Raw genomic sequence first — 15,122 nt, forward strand, 5'->3', positions numbered from 1 at the left:
TTTTGCAATTTTAAATCCAACAATTGCTGACTTAGTATAAATGATATTCACCTCTTTCAGGTTTCCGCATGTACAAACAGATTTTCAAAAAATCGATGATGTGTATTTTAATTGCCACCCTGTACGGTACCCTAGTAAATAAAAATAGTACTATACGGGGGGTTAACTAATGACGCCTTGATCTTCAATGTAATTCTTTAATAAATCAAAGTATTCAGTCAGTACAAATTTTGAATCAGTCTTCAAAACTGTTTTATTTTTAGAAGAACGAAATGTATCAATTTCAGTAGTTGATACTTCATTGATTAAACCTAGTGATACAAGTTTATATATTCTGTGAATATCATGATCATCGAAGCCAAGAAAGTTTTCTTTCTTCCCATCAGTAAAATGCACTGTTTTTATCATATCAGCTCGAAACTCTGAATGAACAGTTGTATTCTCACTAATTATTTGTTTTTCTTTATCCATTTTTAGCAAAATTCTAAAATCATTCATGTTTAATTTAGAAATTAAATCAATTTTTTCCATAAAGTTATCATCGTTATTAAATATACTACTGTTCTCAATTCCGAACATTAGTGCATTTGCAAAGATGATAATTTTTTCTTTAGCACGTTCCTTTACTACTTCATCAATCACTCTTTGAACATTGAAAGAAAAATTTCTAATATTTTCTTCATTAAGTTTTTCAATTTCCATAATTCTAATTTCATTGTCTTGTATATGCTTGATAAGAATATTTAAGTTTTCTTCAGAATATTTTTTACTAATCAGACCTAATCCTAATCCAATTAATGTTAATGGTGGAATCAATACTCCACCTAGATTAAAAACTAGTTCCATCTTATCAACGAAGGAATTTTTCTTTAGTTCAATTCTTTCATGTGTTTTTTCAACGGTGATTCTGTCTTTTTTTTTCATTCATCTACCCCTGTGTTCAATGATAAAGAGTAACTTAATCTTCATAAAAACCATTTTTGTTAATAATGCTATCTGTTTTATTTATTAAGTCATACTCAAAGTCTGTATATGGAAAAGCAACTATATTTAATGACATGATATATTCAATAGCCTCTTTAGGAGTTTTTTTATAACCGGAATCGATTATGTCTTGTGCTAAAGTATTCCCTGTATCTTTCTCTCTTGTGTATTGCATTAGTCTAGCATGTACATCACGAGTATAAGCACTACCAATATATATAATTTCATCCTTATCAAGTATTAGGTAAATGCCCTTAAACTTGAAATTTTTTTTACCCTTTAATTCGCTAAATTTGCCAAACTCTTGATTCTTTAAGAATATTTGCAATTTAGGTTCTTTTTTGGTTAATTCCAATATTGTCATTTTTCCACCTCTATTATAATAATTATACCAAATAACAAGAGATTCACAGTGTTTTTTCTAGATTTATTAGGTTTCCGTCTGAATCAAATTTTACTTTTTTAGTGAAGCGCTTGTGCTCTTTATTGTGACAATATATACAAAGTAACTCTAGATTATCAAGATTCAGGCTGATTGATGAATCATTAACATTATCAGTTGTCAGTCTTTTTTTATGATGAACTTCGATTCCAATTGCTCCACAACGTTCACAAAGACTGTTGACTGACATTATCTTAAGTTCACGAGCAGAAAGCCATGCAGGTGATTTGTAGAAGTTATGTAGAACTTTTGGCTTTTTCATATGCTTCTTTTAGCTCTGTTGCTTTTGCTTCCACATGTTCCCAGCGAACTGGCAAATCTTCTCTGCCCATATGTCCGTAGGCTGCTAACTCCTGGAACTTTACTTTATCGAATTCTAATTCCTTACGAATGTTTGCTGGAGTGAAATTGAAATGTTGTTTAACTATTTCAAGTAGTTGCTCATCCGATAACCTACCAGTTCCAAATGTATCAATGGATACAGCAACTGGGTTTGCAACTCCAATGGAATAGGACACACAAACTTCGCACGTGTCGGCCAATTCTGCCTCTACAAGGGCTTTTGCTACGAATCTGGCATAATAACTCGCACTGCGATCAACCTTGCTTACGTCCTTACCTGAGAAAGCTCCACCACCATGTTTAGCGTATCCGCCATAAGTATCAACGATTATCTTTCTACCAGTTAATCCTGAATCACCATAAGGTCCACCAATAACGAATGCTCCTGTTGGATTGATTAATACATTGATACCAGTCAGATCCTTACCGATCATTGGTTTGAGTACTTCTTCAATGATAATTTCTTTGGCAAGTGATAGGCTTGCTCCTGGTCTGGTTTGAGCAGAAACAATAATGGTGTCATATGTGAATGGTTGACCATCGACATACCTGACTGATACTTGACACTTCCCATCAGGACCAAAGATATGATTATACTTAGCTTTTCTAAGCATATCGACTTCTTTAGCAATCTCATGAGCAACCACAATCGGTAATGGCATGAGTTCAGGTGTTTCGTTGCATGCAAAACCATACATCATTCCCTGATCACCTGCACCTTGCTGATGATCTAAAGTTTCATTGACACCTTGTGCAATATCAGGTGATTGCTTGGATATCTTTTCTAATACACAAAACTCTTCTGTGTACCCGATTTCTTTGAGTACTTGTTTCGCGATTTCAGAATATTCTACCGTTGCGGAAGTTGTAACCTCACCAAAGATAACGACTAAGTCATCCTTGATAGCTGTTTCAACTGCTACTCTTGCTGCTTGGTCTTGTTCCAGGATTGCATCTAATATAGCATCACTGATTTGGTCACATATTTTATCTGGATGTCCACTAAAGACCGATTCGCTTGTTATGATTTTCATGTTGTCCTCTTTTCTAGCAAGAAAAAGGAAGCACTTAGCTTCCCTAGTCTGCTTTGATTTGATTGTGTTATTTTATTGCTGTTTTTGGTAAGTACGCAGTGTACCTTGCGTAATCATATCCTTCACTTTCGACTAGGATACCAAAATCGTGTGAATTAGAAGTAACTAAGATACAATGGAACACTTCATCTTGGTCACAATACATATTCTCTAGATTTTCTTTGATGAAATCGTAGTCGTTCAGTGGATCCTTGATAAAACATTCGAATAAGTCTTTATCGATGACTACTTGTTTTTCGATAACGAACTCATCATGAGGAATGAGTTCTGTTGATTTTGCTTTCCGTATAAAATTGGTTTTCATATTGTTGTCCTTCTAGTCTATTTTCCAAGCGGTATACACACTTCGGTAAGTACAATCCCAAGTATCTAGAATTACGCCATCTTTACATACTGTAACATGGCCAGTCATCTTCAAAACAAATGTCCCGCGCGTATAGAGACCGGTAAAAGTGGAACCCTTGATTCGAGGTTCTCCCTTGATTGCCTTAAATATCAATCGAGGTTTTCCTTCGAAATATTTGTATAAGAACTCGGTATCTTTATAACTTGTAAACTTCCAATCTCGTTTGAGCTGGTTGAGTTCTCGTCTGCATTCCATGTAGTCTTTATTCATGGCGGTACTGATGGCTCTTACAACACAGTCGGTTGTTTTGATTCCCTTTGGGTGTGCATTATATTCTTGAAACATTACTTCGACCACCCTTTATTGAACCACTTCACCAGTTCTCTTGATGATTCAGTTTGAAAGACTGGTTTTTCAAATCCATCAAGTCTTTCAAAAACTGTGTACTTGGAATCGTTCCACACACAATCGATTTGAACAACGAATAAGTTATTGTTGTTTTCTATGTCTGCGATTCTAAAATCATCGTAGAGTGGACCGTTTAACGGGCAGTTGTTCTTGAACCACACATAACTAGTTTCAAGGTCTACCTTTCCACCAGCTTTAATCTGTTTGATGATGTTACCCATCTTTATTGTTTTGTTTGCTAGACTTGAATCTCTACAAAACCAGTCGAACCATCCCGCTAGAATTTGAGTTGATGTATCTGGTTTATCGAACTCACCCGACTTAAATCTTAGAATCCATTCTGACAACTTGATTTGTTTATCCATTTTGTGACCTACTTTCTACCTTTTGGTATGTATATATATCACTCTAAAGACCTTTTTTATCAAGTTAATTCGACTCTTAATGCTCACTATAGTGGCAAATTATGAAAGTCATCTATGTTACTAAGTGATATCTTCTTGCCCTTACGGATAAGATAGCAATTGTCACTTGATCCTTTGTGTCTTATGTATCGTTTAACAATCACATCGACGAATCTTTCATCAAGTTCCATTAGATAAGATTTTCTTTGAAGCTGATCGGATGCGATCATTGTTGATCCAGAACCTCCGAATAAATCGAGTACGTATTCATTAACCCTAGAGGAGTTTGCAATCGCTCGTCCACAAAGTTCGAGAGGTTTCATCGTTGGGTGGTCTTCATTTCGTTTGGGTTTGTTATATTCCCAAATGGTGTCTTGTGTGCGGTCATCAATAAAATAATGAGCAGCACCTTCTTTCCAACCATAAAGGATTGGCTCATGTCTCCAGTGATAATCTTGTCTACCTAGTACTAGGGCATTCTTAACCCAAACTAAGCACTCCGCCAATTTGAAACCGGCGTTTTTGAATGCAGTTCTAAAGTTGATACCTTCAGTATCTGCATGACAGACATAGATGGCACCACCAGGTTTGGTAGCTTCAAACATATTTGTGAATGCATCATATAAAAAAAGATAGAAGCTGTTATCTTCCATCTTGTCATTCTTAATCTTCCCAGCTGTACCTTCATAATCCACATTGTATGGTGGATCGGTGAAGATCATATCGATCTTTTGTCCATCCAGAAGTTTTTCTACATCTTGTTTCTTGGTTGAATCTCCACACATAACTCTGTGATTACCTAATAAATAAATATCACCTAGTTCTGAATAAGGTGTTTCCCCAATTTCATCAGATGGGTAGAAATCATCATCAGTCGCATTATCTGGAACATCTGACTCTAGTTCTTCAAACCCAAACTGAAGCATGTCCATATCAATATTCGAGAGTTCTTCTTCAAGTTTAGTAAAATCCCAGGTAGCGAGTTCTGCGGTCTTGTTATCGGCCAAGCGAAAAGCCTTAATTTGCCCTTCTGTGAGGTCATCAGCAATAATGCAAGGAATAGTGGCCAATCCTAGTTTGAGGCTCGCTTTGAGCCGAGTGTGCCCTGCAATTATGACCAGATCCTTAGTGATCACAATAGGAACCTTGAATCCGAACTCTTTGATACTATTAGCTACTGCATCAACTGCAGCATCATTATTTCTTGGGTTGTTTTCGTATATTAACAACTCCGAGGGTTTCTTCATCACTATGTTCATTAATCCAAGTTTCCTCGCCTTTTTCTATGCGTTTCAGCATGATGTCTATTTCTTCTTTACGTTCGTTGTATTCACGTCCGAACTTAATAATTAATAAGTATTTGATAGCATTAAAATCGGGTAGAGCTTTCTTCTTAGTTTTAACAAGTTTCTTCTTCGTCCCCGATGGTGTTTCTTCTATGATAGTTTGTATTTCCTCATACTCCATACCAACTGCACGTTGGAACAGAGCATCCATGAGTTTATACTTAAGTTCATCATCACCATTGATAAATGCTTGATTTAGCCTTGGATGAGCACGCTTCAATTTAATCAAGGTGTTCTCACTTAAGTTCATGGCTTTGGCGATATCCTTTTGGATAATCCGCCTAGCTACCATTTCTTGAATGCTTTTTATTCGTTCATCAAGTACTCCATCGGCCTCCCATTGCTGATACGTATCCAGTACCTTTGGCACATCGATTCCAACCTTTCAGGGTTCAGTAATTTTATCAAAAACTGAAGTTATCCAAGGGTTGAATACTACATATTTTTCTGCAAAAGAAAAGAAACCCCCATGATTGAGAGTTTCTATCTTCTAGGCTTCATTTAGAGCCAGTATTCCACGCTAATTGTAGTATATGTAATAAGTCAAATTTTGTCTACATGCCAGCGGCACACTAACCATTGAAAACTGCTGTTTTAGTACGTTTTTTCCCGTACCTGTTGAAATATACTTAACAACTACTTGAACATGGCTTGTTCTTGCATTGCTGATAACTTGGCATTACTGTTCACAAGTATTATCGGTAGAAATGATAATGATTACTTGGATTTGTTGATATCTAATATGAGTTGATCATAGAAAAGTATATCTTCTTGCGATTCACGAATCATAACTCGATTAGTAAATGGTTTAGACTTGAACTTTCTGTGAAAAGCATACATAAAATGCAAACAATGATTTAGGTTGATTTTTCTAATCTCGCTATTGATATAGTTAGTAATTTCTGAATTCAAGTTTTTTAATTCAATATACGCGTCATAAAATAGAACAGAGATATCAACATCATCAATCATAATCCGTTCTCTCGCGATAACACCATCGAAAGAGTGGTTAATAGCGAAACCAAATAGCTGTTCATGTTCAAATTGATCTCTAATTAAAATAAGTCTATCTAATATAGTTTGACCTCTTTTTGATTTCCAATATTTCTCAAAAATTTTCAGTATTTCATCTTTATAATGAAACTTGAAATTGTGTTCAATTGAACGTTTCTTCCTATTTAAGTATGACTTTACGATACTGATGTAATTTAATATATGGGTAATTAACTCTGTATCTCCAATAATGTTATAATGCATTTTCCCAAATACGCAATTTTGAATATGATTTCTATAAAAGACTAGATTGTTTTCTAGATAAACAATACTATTTTTTTCAGAATCATATGCTACCATGAGTAAAAGTGAGTTGTATTTGTCAATCTCAAGTTTCATCTTCTTATAGTATGTATTTATATCTTCACTAATCGTCATTGTTCCCATAATAATTACCTTATCATTTTTAATTAAGTTAATCTGTTGTTAATAACAATTGTTATTCTCATAACTATGGTGATTAGGTCAAGAAAAAAATGATCCTAGGTATTAGTCTGAACGCTAATACATGACGAAAAATCAATAGTTTGTTATTAATACTTCTTGAGTTTTGCCATTCTTATCCTTAATCTGATAATTTGAGTTATTATAGTTAGCGTTTAAATATATGATATTATATCTATTATTTAAAGCCCACTGAAGTAATACATTATGTACCTCACCTTTATGTTCAACGACGTTAGATAAGGCAAATTTATGTCCTGCCAATGACGCTTTACTAAGAAAGTCGAGCAAATCAATTTCATCTTTATGTGACCATCCATTGTTCTCATTGTAACTTGCGTTACCAAGTATATATGGTGGATCACAGTATATAAATGCGTTTGCGTATTGATCAATTTTTATCTCTTTGAAATCCTTAGAATAAACGAATAAATTGTGATTTTTAATCATGGTAGCGAAATCTTTAATATTTCTTCTTGTCGATGAATTTAAATCTCTCTTTCCAACTGGCATATTGAACTCTTTACTCGAATTAAATCGAATCTGATTATTAAATGCAAAAATAATGAGTGTTAATAGTTCGAAATCTTTAACTTCAGAGTTCTTTAATGAATTGTAATGTTGTCTTAATTTTGAATAACTTTCTTTATTGAATGAGCCAACCCCATTGTCACTACTGCATCCGTAATACTCGTAACCATTCAGATTTGTGTCGCTCAAACCATACTTCTTAATAATTTTGTCAATTTTATCAATTATGTATTCAGAATCATACTTATAAAACAATTTTATTAGTCTTGCAACTTCCTTCTGTTTGTCATTATATATCGTTGTAAGTGAATTAACATTAACTCCTACGTTAAATCCCCCGCCAAATAAATCAATGAAAACATCATGTTTTTTCGGCATCCGATCAAAAAGTTGAGGTATTAATTTGTACTTTCCTCCTGTATAATTGAGCGGAGACTTTGCATAACCATTAATTTTCTCTAACGTACTATATTCTTGTTCATCACCAACAATACAGAGAAACAACCGCTCTTTGTGGTCTAAAATCTTCGATTTACCTGTTGTAAACTGATTAAATTCTTTTTCGAATATTTTTACTTCTCCTCTTTTTGAAAGAGCATTAATAATATCTGCATCAGAGATTTTTGCTTGTGAACGTCCAGCACCGTTGGTCCCCATGTTGTTGTATGAGACCAATATGTACTTCGCCTTTATATTGCTGATTAAATCTGAGAAATGACGAGGTGCTGAACTAAGACAGTACTTGCTCTTTATGGATTCATCACGTTTCATTTTCTTTGCTACACCAAAAACTTCGGGTTTATCCCACTTAGCAACATTTTCTAATAGGTGATAAGCATCCGAATATTGACGTGAATTGTAAGGCGGATCGATATAAACCAAATCAGCCTCAATTGTTTTCACTAACTCATTTGCATCACTATTAAATATCAGATTATTTCTATTTACTTCATTCAATGGTAAGTCCAACATTAGCATCTTAATTCGATCACTCTTAGCCTTACCTAAAATATACGCATCGTAATGTCCAACCGTATTTGCTATACGATCCATGGCATAAATTAATGAAGTTATCAAAATTGATTTTTCTCTTTTATTGATTTCATTGTTATTAAATTTTGATTCAATATCTTCCCTAATATAACCAATCAATCGAGAATTGCTTGTATTAAAATACGTTTCTTTAAAATTGATAGAGAAATAATTATCTGTCTCACATTCAATCAAATTATAGTTGTTTATCAAATTTTGAATTTTCTCATGATCAAATTCTTCTGCAGAGAACCACGAATTGTATGCAATATAATTTGATTGAAGAATATCATTAACGATTATCGATGTATGAAGATCATTAAATGTCGCTGCCACATTACCCGTTCCAGCAAAAATATCTGCAAAGCTGTTGATTCCAACACATTCATCCAAAACAACTTTTTTAATAAAATCAATCAGTTTGGTTTTACTCCCTAAATATCTTCTATTTCTAATTGCTATCGTTTCCATACTGACTCCATTTCCATTTTAGGCATCTAATGCATCTATTATAACTTATGATATACCTAAATGAAAGCATAAAAAACTATAAAGTTGTTACAATATCTGTTTGATACCATTCACTGCTAATTCTTGGTGATAAAAATGCATTTTCAAAAATAGAGTAAAGTGAAGCATAATCTCGATTATTAAGAATAATTTGCTTTATATCTCTTCCATCTAATGTGATTATTTTAATTCTTGCATCTTCAAACCCTTCAACTTCATAATCTTTTTGTAGTCTAAATGTTTGCATGGTCTTCTTGCTCAATACAGAAGCAACGAAGACACAATAGTCATTAACATTCCCAGACTTTAGAAGCTGAGATTCAAGATGTCGGGTTACTGGTTCCCATTCCATTTGTCTTTGCGAATCTCTTTCACTCAGTGTAACTTCCAAAAGCATATTATGCCTTGGATAATTATCAGTGCCTTCATAAGTAAACACTAGATCTGCATTACCTCCGATGGCATGTGATTTAGGCAGATAATTCGCATCCAATGACAGTTTGAGAAAATCTTCTATAAAGCCGTTCCTACCGCTTTGCTTATACCAGATAATACCTATGATATACTCGAAACATGTCGATGGGGTTGCATCGTCTGTGACTAATTCCTTAATCCGTTCATCATTTCTATCAATAAATGAATCCATTAATTCAAGTAGTACTTCTTCTGGAAATTTTAGATCAATAAGCTCATTAAACTCTTGATTCCTCTTATTCTTTAAGAACAGCTCAATGTCTGTAATCTCAGGATCAATACCAAGCTTAATTTGAACACTACGATAAACATCAGTCTTGCTTTTATCCAAAACAGGATTAATATCCACTAATGATACATCATTAAGATAGTTAATTGTGTATTCTTCTTGATTTAGTAATGGTTCTTGAAGCAAATCATCAACTAAATCTTCAAAAAATGCTGAAGCTAAAGTTGTTAATGAAAATTGTTCTTGATTATACTTAATTATGTCTGTAAGCAAAAAATATCTTCTATTTAAATCAAAGTAATCCTCGAGAGTACTCTCCCATTTCATCGTATGCCATGCATAAAAGAACTTTTCCTTAAATGCATTATCCGTAGAACTATTAAAAAGTTCATTCTCATAAATTCTCTCAATAGAATCTGAATTAATTCTTCTGTTGTTAACTTTTAAGTATTTTCTCCACGAAACTTGCTGATTACTATTAATCTTCTTCAGCATTAAATGTAATCTCTTAGCTTTTGAGATTTTTGCTTCGACAGAATCAATATCTTTGTTTATGAACATATCAAAAAGACATTGATATACTGGAAATATAGGTTTGTCATATGAAGTAGATTTACGGTTAAATCCTATTGCTGTAATGGTATCTTCAGAAACATCTGGAGCACTAAGCAGCAGTTCTAAAGCTTCGTTATAATTTGACATGCTTGAGATCTTGTCAGCGATTATGGCATCGATAGAAACTTCGCCATTTCGTAGCTGTACAATTGTTTCCGAGGTATCAATAACATCAGATACGCTTAGACAAGTTGGTAATAAATATGTGAACTCTTGTCTACTGAGATATTCATGTTTTGTTACTAGGTATAGAAATGCCAGAAAGGGTTTAATTTTTATGTCATCTTCGTATATTTGCGTTTTAAGAAGTTGTTTTAAATAGACAAAGCTGTCTTTATCAATCTCAAAAAACTCATCATTTTGCCCTGCTTCTAGTTCACGTATAGATAAGATTTTATTCCCTATTTCAGTGAGTTTTCTTGAATCTCTTTCAACTAAACCTAGGTCTGCCAACGCAGATGTTAATTGTCTAGCATCCTTTGCTTTGTTCGGAGCTGTTCCTCTAATAAAGGGTTTACCGTCAATACTTTTAGTAGATAGTAGATCATAATACTTCTTCTGAAGATTAGGAGCCCACTGTTCATCAGGATAAAGCAAAAATAGCTCTTTGAGTGTATTTAGCTGAATTTCAATTTTGAGATTAAGATTACTTTCTCTAAATGTGGTGTTCCCAATTGTCCAAACATATTTCTTAAATGTCATATTAATCAACTCCCATTGTAAAAATTATATCAAATTCTCGCTTAAATCGAACATAAATAAGGGAATCAATCGTTAATTTTACATTTTTTTAGAACGAGGGTAGTTATGTTGCCATGTAATTCATCCATTTTCTAATCATGATATTTATTCTTTTGAATTTTTCTGATTTAGAATAGAGATTCACCTCATTTTTAATATTCGCTTTTTTATCTATTGTTAACTGTTTGAGAAGCAAAATCTCATCACATGTTATTTTTGAAATAAAAGAATAATAACTGCTTATTATTTTATTGTTATTAAAAACATGTTTCTCAATTATGTCTATCTTATCTAACCAAAATAATAACTCACTATCACCAGAGGATCGTGAACCAGAAGATCCAATGCGATCATACGATACTCCTTTGTATCCAATGAGCTTCATATTGTAGAATTCTAGTTTTTCTTGAAGTTCTTTTTCTTTTCTCATCGCTCTTCTAACATCATCAATCCACTTGTAAAAGGGTTCGTTTAATCCACGATTCGAATGATTCATTGGCTGTTTTCCTCCTGTGTTCAAATTGCTTTAAATTTGTTTGAACTGATTCCCTCATGAAAGCGAACTTATCTTCTATGGGTGGATTAGGGTTCTTAGAATACTTAACCACATAATCTACAGCTGATAAAACATCTTCAAAACCATACCCATGGATTAAATCTTCAAACAAGATATTAAATTTGATGATGTCAAGAGATGACTCATCGATGTATTTGTTTTTGATTAAAGAATTGGTAATAAAATGTAATTTAGGGAGGCCGTACGGCCCTTTATCTTCTTTATCCTCTTTATCAATTTTTCTTTCTTTTTTCTTTTCTTTTTCTTTTTGTGTACTTTTGTCAACATTAACTCGGTTATTGTCTGCATTAACTTGATTATTGCTACCAATAACGCCATTTGTGTTATCAATAACTCCATTATTGTCTACATTATTGTTTTTTGATGTTTTGTTAAAAATGCTTAGTTCCAACATCGTTTTTTCATCCAATAACCAGTATTTATCCTGCCCGGTATTCTTTCTTCTTCTGGTAGATAAAATGAACTGTTTTTGAATCGATTTTGATGTGATCACATCTTCCTTCAGTAGATCGTAGTTAAATAAACCCACTTTCCCACAATAGACAATGACCTCTTCGATGTCGATTGGGTTTGGTGTCCAGTTCGCGCCGATGCTTTTCATGAGGGTTCTTGCGAGTGATGAGATTGATTTTTCCAAATAGTATCCATTGGCGTATATCATCGAGAGCAACCTTATATAGATGATTTCACCTAAATAACCAAATGCGAGATTGAGATCTTGTATCTTTTCATCTTCAAAAATATTCACGTCGAGAGGAAAGTATTGTAAGCCTTGTTTGAATGGTCGTGCCATGAGTTATTCCTTTCCCTAGGTATAGTTAAAAATCGCCCAATAAGGGCTTTTACTAAATGATACTTGAAAGCCACTTCACGCATACTTGATACACTGTTCGCAGTATGTTGCCTTGTAGTTCACATGACTGTTCACAAGCATTACCGGTAAGTGTGAAGCAGCTAACAGTTGTCCTTACTTCATGTTTCTTAGAATGAATTCATCTAAGTGTTCTTGAGTCACTCGCCATTGGTTCCCAACCTTGAAAGCTTTGATTTTCTTGGTCTTGATATACTTTAAAAGTGTCGGTCTCTTGACCTGCAGTATCTCTTGAAGTTCATTAACGCTATAGACATTCTCATTTTTCTTTACGTTGTTTGTTTCCATCGTATTCTTTTAGTATCCTTTCGATGAATGTAATTCCGCCTTTATAGACGTATGTTTTGGTTGATTTAATAACTGTTCCACCCGATACCACTTTCGCTTCAACAACTCTGAAATACTTCTTATCACAGAAGTCTTGAAAAGGTATGTTCTGCTCATCTAAAACATGGGCAGTTCTTAGAATCTTTAATAAGACATCTCGACCGATATTCTTGAAGCGAATCACTTCATGAACCATATCTAGATCCACACAACTTGTAGTACCCAACAAGTTATCAATAGCTTTAATCTTTGGTGTATTCATTTTGAGTGTGGTTTCTAGGACATTCGCTCTTACTTTTAGTTCTTGAAACTCATCCAGGAACTCGATAATCTTATCCGGATTCTCAAAATCCTCAATCTGATAGATGCCATAACGGATGAGCTGAGGTAATACGGTTCGATACAACCAATCACCAATCACTTCTGCGTCTTTACGCTTGGATTGGAAGAATATGGTGGATAGGTGGTCTGCGGTAACAAAGAACATATTTTGATGTGTTTTATCGTGGGGAACGCTCACAAGCTTTATACTGGTGTCGTTCAGTTTGGTCCGGACTTCTGATACGCTTTTAATCTCAAACATGCGACAGAGATCCTTCAGGTTAAAGCAAGGTTCATCATCCACTATCGTGGCACGAACTTTGCCATAGGCATTGTGTTCAAACTCTCTAATCATAGGTTTTCCCTTCACTTTTTCTTTTTGGTAGTTTGGAATAGCGCTGTGCTTATCTGCCACTCAAGATGATTCTTAGCTTTGCTCAATCGGTGAGCATAAATCTTCGTGGTAGATATGTCTTTGTGGCGCATTAATTGCTGTGCTGCATCTAAATCTCCACCCAAGTCCAGCGCTAAAGAAGCTGCTGTATGCCTAAGGCTATGGGCAGAATACTTGGGATCATCAATCCCGATATCTCTAAGCATTTCTTTAACCACCATACTAATCATTCGTGTTCTCAGTCTTGTTCCCTGGTAGGGTTTCGTATGATTAATGAAAAGTGGTTTATATTCATCTTGTCGCTCGATCAAATATTCTTCAATCAAGCCATACACTTCTGGAGAGAGTTTGACATACGCATCTTTCTCATCGTGACCTTTACCCATGATGTATAACACCTTGGTTTCATCCACGAAGCTGATATCATCCACATCTGCTCTTTCCACTTCAATCGTTCTTAATCCGGTTGTTAATAATAGCGCGATCAGAGCATGATCTCTTTTTCCAATGATGCTCTTACTCGCATAGCGTTTAGCTCTGTTTAATAGTTTAATAGCCGCTTCAAGAGATAATGATTCTCTCTTAAAGTCGGATTCAATCTTCATACCTTTTACACCTTCAGCTGCATTGGGTCCAAATCCTTCAATGTAGTACCATCGATAAAATCCCCTTATGACTACAATGTGTTTTTGAACGGATGCAGCTCTTAGCCTGGACTTTAGTTGTTCACGATAAGCCATGACATCTTGCCTAGTTGGTAGGTTAGGCAAGCCATCAGCGAACTCAGCGAACTGGGCAAGCATCTTCCCATAGGATCGCTTGGTGTTTTCTTTGATATCGAATCTCTGTATATAAATATCGATGATCTCTCGAAAAAAGCCCTTGTCGTCCATTTTTATCCTTTCAATGGTTTGTTATTTTAGTAATGAGTTGTATAATCGGAATTGTAGAAGGGCGGTCGCTTTTCTACTGGCCAGGTTTGTACCCCAAATACAAGCTTGGCGTCTTTTTTTACTTCATCCGATTGAATTCGTTGTGTTTCTTTACATGTTCACTCTCGAGCTCTAGAAATTTGATCGCATCGATCTGCAGGACTCTGATGAGTTCTAATACGAGTGGTATCGGTAGTTTCTGACCCCTTCGGCCACTCTCTATTTGGTAATAGTAATAATGAGAGAGATTTAACATTCTGGATACTTCCTCCACGGATAAACCCAGATTGTTTCTGTGTTCAATAAGATAAAACCTTGGTAGCGGTGTGGCTCGGTCGCGATTCTGAACTTTCCCTGTTCCGTTGACAGGCATGTACTTTCCTCCTTTCATCAAATTCGATGGTGCCTTGATTATATGAGAAAGCAATCTATCAAAAAATAACTTGGAGAAGGGAAATCACAACAGCAACAAAAAGAGTTTTCAAATAGCAGAAAACCCTCATTTTTACGATTAAATTGATAGTTAATGTCATCAGTAACATTGACTTGTAAACATTTGTTGTGGTATCATTCTTGCGAAAATATACGAATGTGAAGAGGTGACCTCCATGGTTAAATTAAACACCGAAGATGATTTTAATAATTTGTTCATCTGTGAGAATCTAAAGCGTCTACGTATCTCACACAATTTATCAACAACCCAAG

Annotated in this window: 18 protein-coding genes; all 18 read right to left on the reverse strand. The window is 34.6% G+C overall.

The features are described 5' to 3' along the window. Positions 1–162: 162 nt before the first annotated feature. Positions 163–924 carry a hypothetical protein gene (locus AB1414_02295; protein MEW6606272.1) on the reverse strand — a complete coding sequence of 254 codons (762 nt, stop codon included), beginning with the start codon at positions 922–924 and terminating at the stop codon, positions 163–165. A 34-nt stretch (positions 925–958) separates the two neighbouring features. Then, positions 959–1,348: a hypothetical protein gene (locus tag AB1414_02300; GenBank protein ID MEW6606273.1), complete on the reverse strand. Its 390-nt coding sequence runs from the start codon at positions 1,346–1,348 to the stop codon at positions 959–961. 43 nt (positions 1,349–1,391) lie between these two features. Further along, the gene (locus tag AB1414_02305) at positions 1,392–1,688 is read right to left on the reverse strand and encodes an HNH endonuclease (protein ID MEW6606274.1); all 297 of its coding nucleotides are present in this window, start codon (positions 1,686–1,688) and stop codon (positions 1,392–1,394) included. After that, entirely contained in the window at positions 1,663–2,802 is a 1,140-nt protein-coding gene (gene metK / locus AB1414_02310) for a methionine adenosyltransferase (GenBank protein ID MEW6606275.1), read from the reverse strand. The genes AB1414_02305 and metK overlap by 26 nt, the downstream gene beginning before the upstream one ends. Before the next feature lie 67 nt (positions 2,803–2,869). Next, positions 2,870–3,166: a DUF6329 domain-containing protein gene (locus tag AB1414_02315; GenBank protein MEW6606276.1), complete on the reverse strand. Its 297-nt coding sequence runs from the start codon at positions 3,164–3,166 to the stop codon at positions 2,870–2,872. 12 nt (positions 3,167–3,178) lie between these two features. Then, complete coding sequence (locus tag AB1414_02320) at positions 3,179–3,553, reverse strand: hypothetical protein (GenBank protein MEW6606277.1); 375 nt, start codon at positions 3,551–3,553, stop codon at positions 3,179–3,181. Then, positions 3,553–3,981: a hypothetical protein gene (locus AB1414_02325; protein ID MEW6606278.1), complete on the reverse strand. Its 429-nt coding sequence runs from the start codon at positions 3,979–3,981 to the stop codon at positions 3,553–3,555. Before AB1414_02325 ends, AB1414_02320 begins: the two co-directional genes overlap by 1 nt. Before the next feature lie 86 nt (positions 3,982–4,067). Beyond that, positions 4,068–5,267, reverse strand: coding sequence for a DNA modification methylase (locus AB1414_02330; GenBank protein MEW6606279.1), 1,200 nt, complete (start codon positions 5,265–5,267; stop codon positions 4,068–4,070). Continuing rightward, a complete protein-coding gene (locus AB1414_02335; GenBank protein ID MEW6606280.1) occupies positions 5,218–5,736 on the reverse strand; it encodes a hypothetical protein in 519 nt (172 codons plus the stop codon). The genes AB1414_02330 and AB1414_02335 overlap by 50 nt, the downstream gene beginning before the upstream one ends. 347 nt (positions 5,737–6,083) lie before the next feature. Then, the gene (locus AB1414_02340; GenBank protein MEW6606281.1) at positions 6,084–6,806 is read right to left on the reverse strand and encodes a hypothetical protein; all 723 of its coding nucleotides are present in this window, start codon (positions 6,804–6,806) and stop codon (positions 6,084–6,086) included. A gap of 132 nt (positions 6,807–6,938) precedes the next feature. Further along, positions 6,939–8,897 carry a Dam family site-specific DNA-(adenine-N6)-methyltransferase gene (locus tag AB1414_02345; protein MEW6606282.1) on the reverse strand — a complete coding sequence of 653 codons (1,959 nt, stop codon included), beginning with the start codon at positions 8,895–8,897 and terminating at the stop codon, positions 6,939–6,941. 76 nt (positions 8,898–8,973) lie between these two features. Further along, positions 8,974–10,956 carry an AlwI family type II restriction endonuclease gene (locus AB1414_02350; protein MEW6606283.1) on the reverse strand — a complete coding sequence of 661 codons (1,983 nt, stop codon included), beginning with the start codon at positions 10,954–10,956 and terminating at the stop codon, positions 8,974–8,976. A gap of 103 nt (positions 10,957–11,059) precedes the next feature. Further along, positions 11,060–11,491 carry a hypothetical protein gene (locus AB1414_02355; protein ID MEW6606284.1) on the reverse strand — a complete coding sequence of 144 codons (432 nt, stop codon included), beginning with the start codon at positions 11,489–11,491 and terminating at the stop codon, positions 11,060–11,062. After that, complete coding sequence (locus AB1414_02360; GenBank protein ID MEW6606285.1) at positions 11,442–12,365, reverse strand: DUF4373 domain-containing protein; 924 nt, start codon at positions 12,363–12,365, stop codon at positions 11,442–11,444. Before AB1414_02360 ends, AB1414_02355 begins: the two co-directional genes overlap by 50 nt. A gap of 174 nt (positions 12,366–12,539) precedes the next feature. Continuing rightward, positions 12,540–12,731: a helix-turn-helix domain-containing protein gene (locus AB1414_02365; protein MEW6606286.1), complete on the reverse strand. Its 192-nt coding sequence runs from the start codon at positions 12,729–12,731 to the stop codon at positions 12,540–12,542. Next, positions 12,703–13,506 (reverse strand): phage antirepressor KilAC domain-containing protein, encoded by an 804-nt coding sequence (locus tag AB1414_02370; GenBank protein ID MEW6606287.1) that lies wholly within the window; start codon positions 13,504–13,506, stop codon positions 12,703–12,705. Before AB1414_02370 ends, AB1414_02365 begins: the two co-directional genes overlap by 29 nt. After that, positions 13,458–14,378: a tyrosine-type recombinase/integrase gene (locus AB1414_02375; GenBank protein MEW6606288.1), complete on the reverse strand. Its 921-nt coding sequence runs from the start codon at positions 14,376–14,378 to the stop codon at positions 13,458–13,460. The genes AB1414_02370 and AB1414_02375 overlap by 49 nt, the downstream gene beginning before the upstream one ends. 118 nt (positions 14,379–14,496) lie before the next feature. Next, positions 14,497–14,808: a helix-turn-helix transcriptional regulator gene (locus AB1414_02380; protein MEW6606289.1), complete on the reverse strand. Its 312-nt coding sequence runs from the start codon at positions 14,806–14,808 to the stop codon at positions 14,497–14,499. Positions 14,809–15,122: the final 314 nt, after the last annotated feature.

Source organism: bacterium, from assembly GCA_040755795.1.
Classification (GTDB): Bacteria; UBA9089; CG2-30-40-21; order CG2-30-40-21; family SBAY01; genus JBFLXS01.

What these genes read in the sequence shown, in the direction of transcription:
- AB1414_02355 (MEW6606284.1), bottom strand. Translation starts at nt 11,491, where the DNA reads ATGAATCATTCGAATCGTGGATTAAACGAACCCTTTTACAAGTGGATT.
- AB1414_02360 (MEW6606285.1), bottom strand. Translation starts at nt 12,365, where the DNA reads ATGGCACGACCATTCAAACAAGGCTTACAATACTTTCCTCTCGACGTG.
- AB1414_02320 (MEW6606277.1), bottom strand. Translation starts at nt 3,553, where the DNA reads ATGTTTCAAGAATATAATGCACACCCAAAGGGAATCAAAACAACCGAC.
- AB1414_02365 (MEW6606286.1), bottom strand. Translation starts at nt 12,731, where the DNA reads ATGGAAACAAACAACGTAAAGAAAAATGAGAATGTCTATAGCGTTAAT.
- AB1414_02300 (MEW6606273.1), bottom strand. Translation starts at nt 1,348, where the DNA reads ATGACAATATTGGAATTAACCAAAAAAGAACCTAAATTGCAAATATTC.
- AB1414_02375 (MEW6606288.1), bottom strand. Translation starts at nt 14,378, where the DNA reads ATGGACGACAAGGGCTTTTTTCGAGAGATCATCGATATTTATATACAG.
- AB1414_02295 (MEW6606272.1), bottom strand. Translation starts at nt 924, where the DNA reads ATGAAAAAAAAAGACAGAATCACCGTTGAAAAAACACATGAAAGAATT.
- AB1414_02325 (MEW6606278.1), bottom strand. Translation starts at nt 3,981, where the DNA reads ATGGATAAACAAATCAAGTTGTCAGAATGGATTCTAAGATTTAAGTCG.
- AB1414_02315 (MEW6606276.1), bottom strand. Translation starts at nt 3,166, where the DNA reads ATGAAAACCAATTTTATACGGAAAGCAAAATCAACAGAACTCATTCCT.
- AB1414_02350 (MEW6606283.1), bottom strand. Translation starts at nt 10,956, where the DNA reads ATGACATTTAAGAAATATGTTTGGACAATTGGGAACACCACATTTAGA.
- AB1414_02305 (MEW6606274.1), bottom strand. Translation starts at nt 1,688, where the DNA reads ATGAAAAAGCCAAAAGTTCTACATAACTTCTACAAATCACCTGCATGG.
- AB1414_02330 (MEW6606279.1), bottom strand. Translation starts at nt 5,267, where the DNA reads ATGAAGAAACCCTCGGAGTTGTTAATATACGAAAACAACCCAAGAAAT.
- AB1414_02345 (MEW6606282.1), bottom strand. Translation starts at nt 8,897, where the DNA reads ATGGAAACGATAGCAATTAGAAATAGAAGATATTTAGGGAGTAAAACC.
- metK (MEW6606275.1), bottom strand. Translation starts at nt 2,802, where the DNA reads ATGAAAATCATAACAAGCGAATCGGTCTTTAGTGGACATCCAGATAAA.
- AB1414_02380 (MEW6606289.1), bottom strand. Translation starts at nt 14,808, where the DNA reads ATGAAAGGAGGAAAGTACATGCCTGTCAACGGAACAGGGAAAGTTCAG.
- AB1414_02340 (MEW6606281.1), bottom strand. Translation starts at nt 6,806, where the DNA reads ATGGGAACAATGACGATTAGTGAAGATATAAATACATACTATAAGAAG.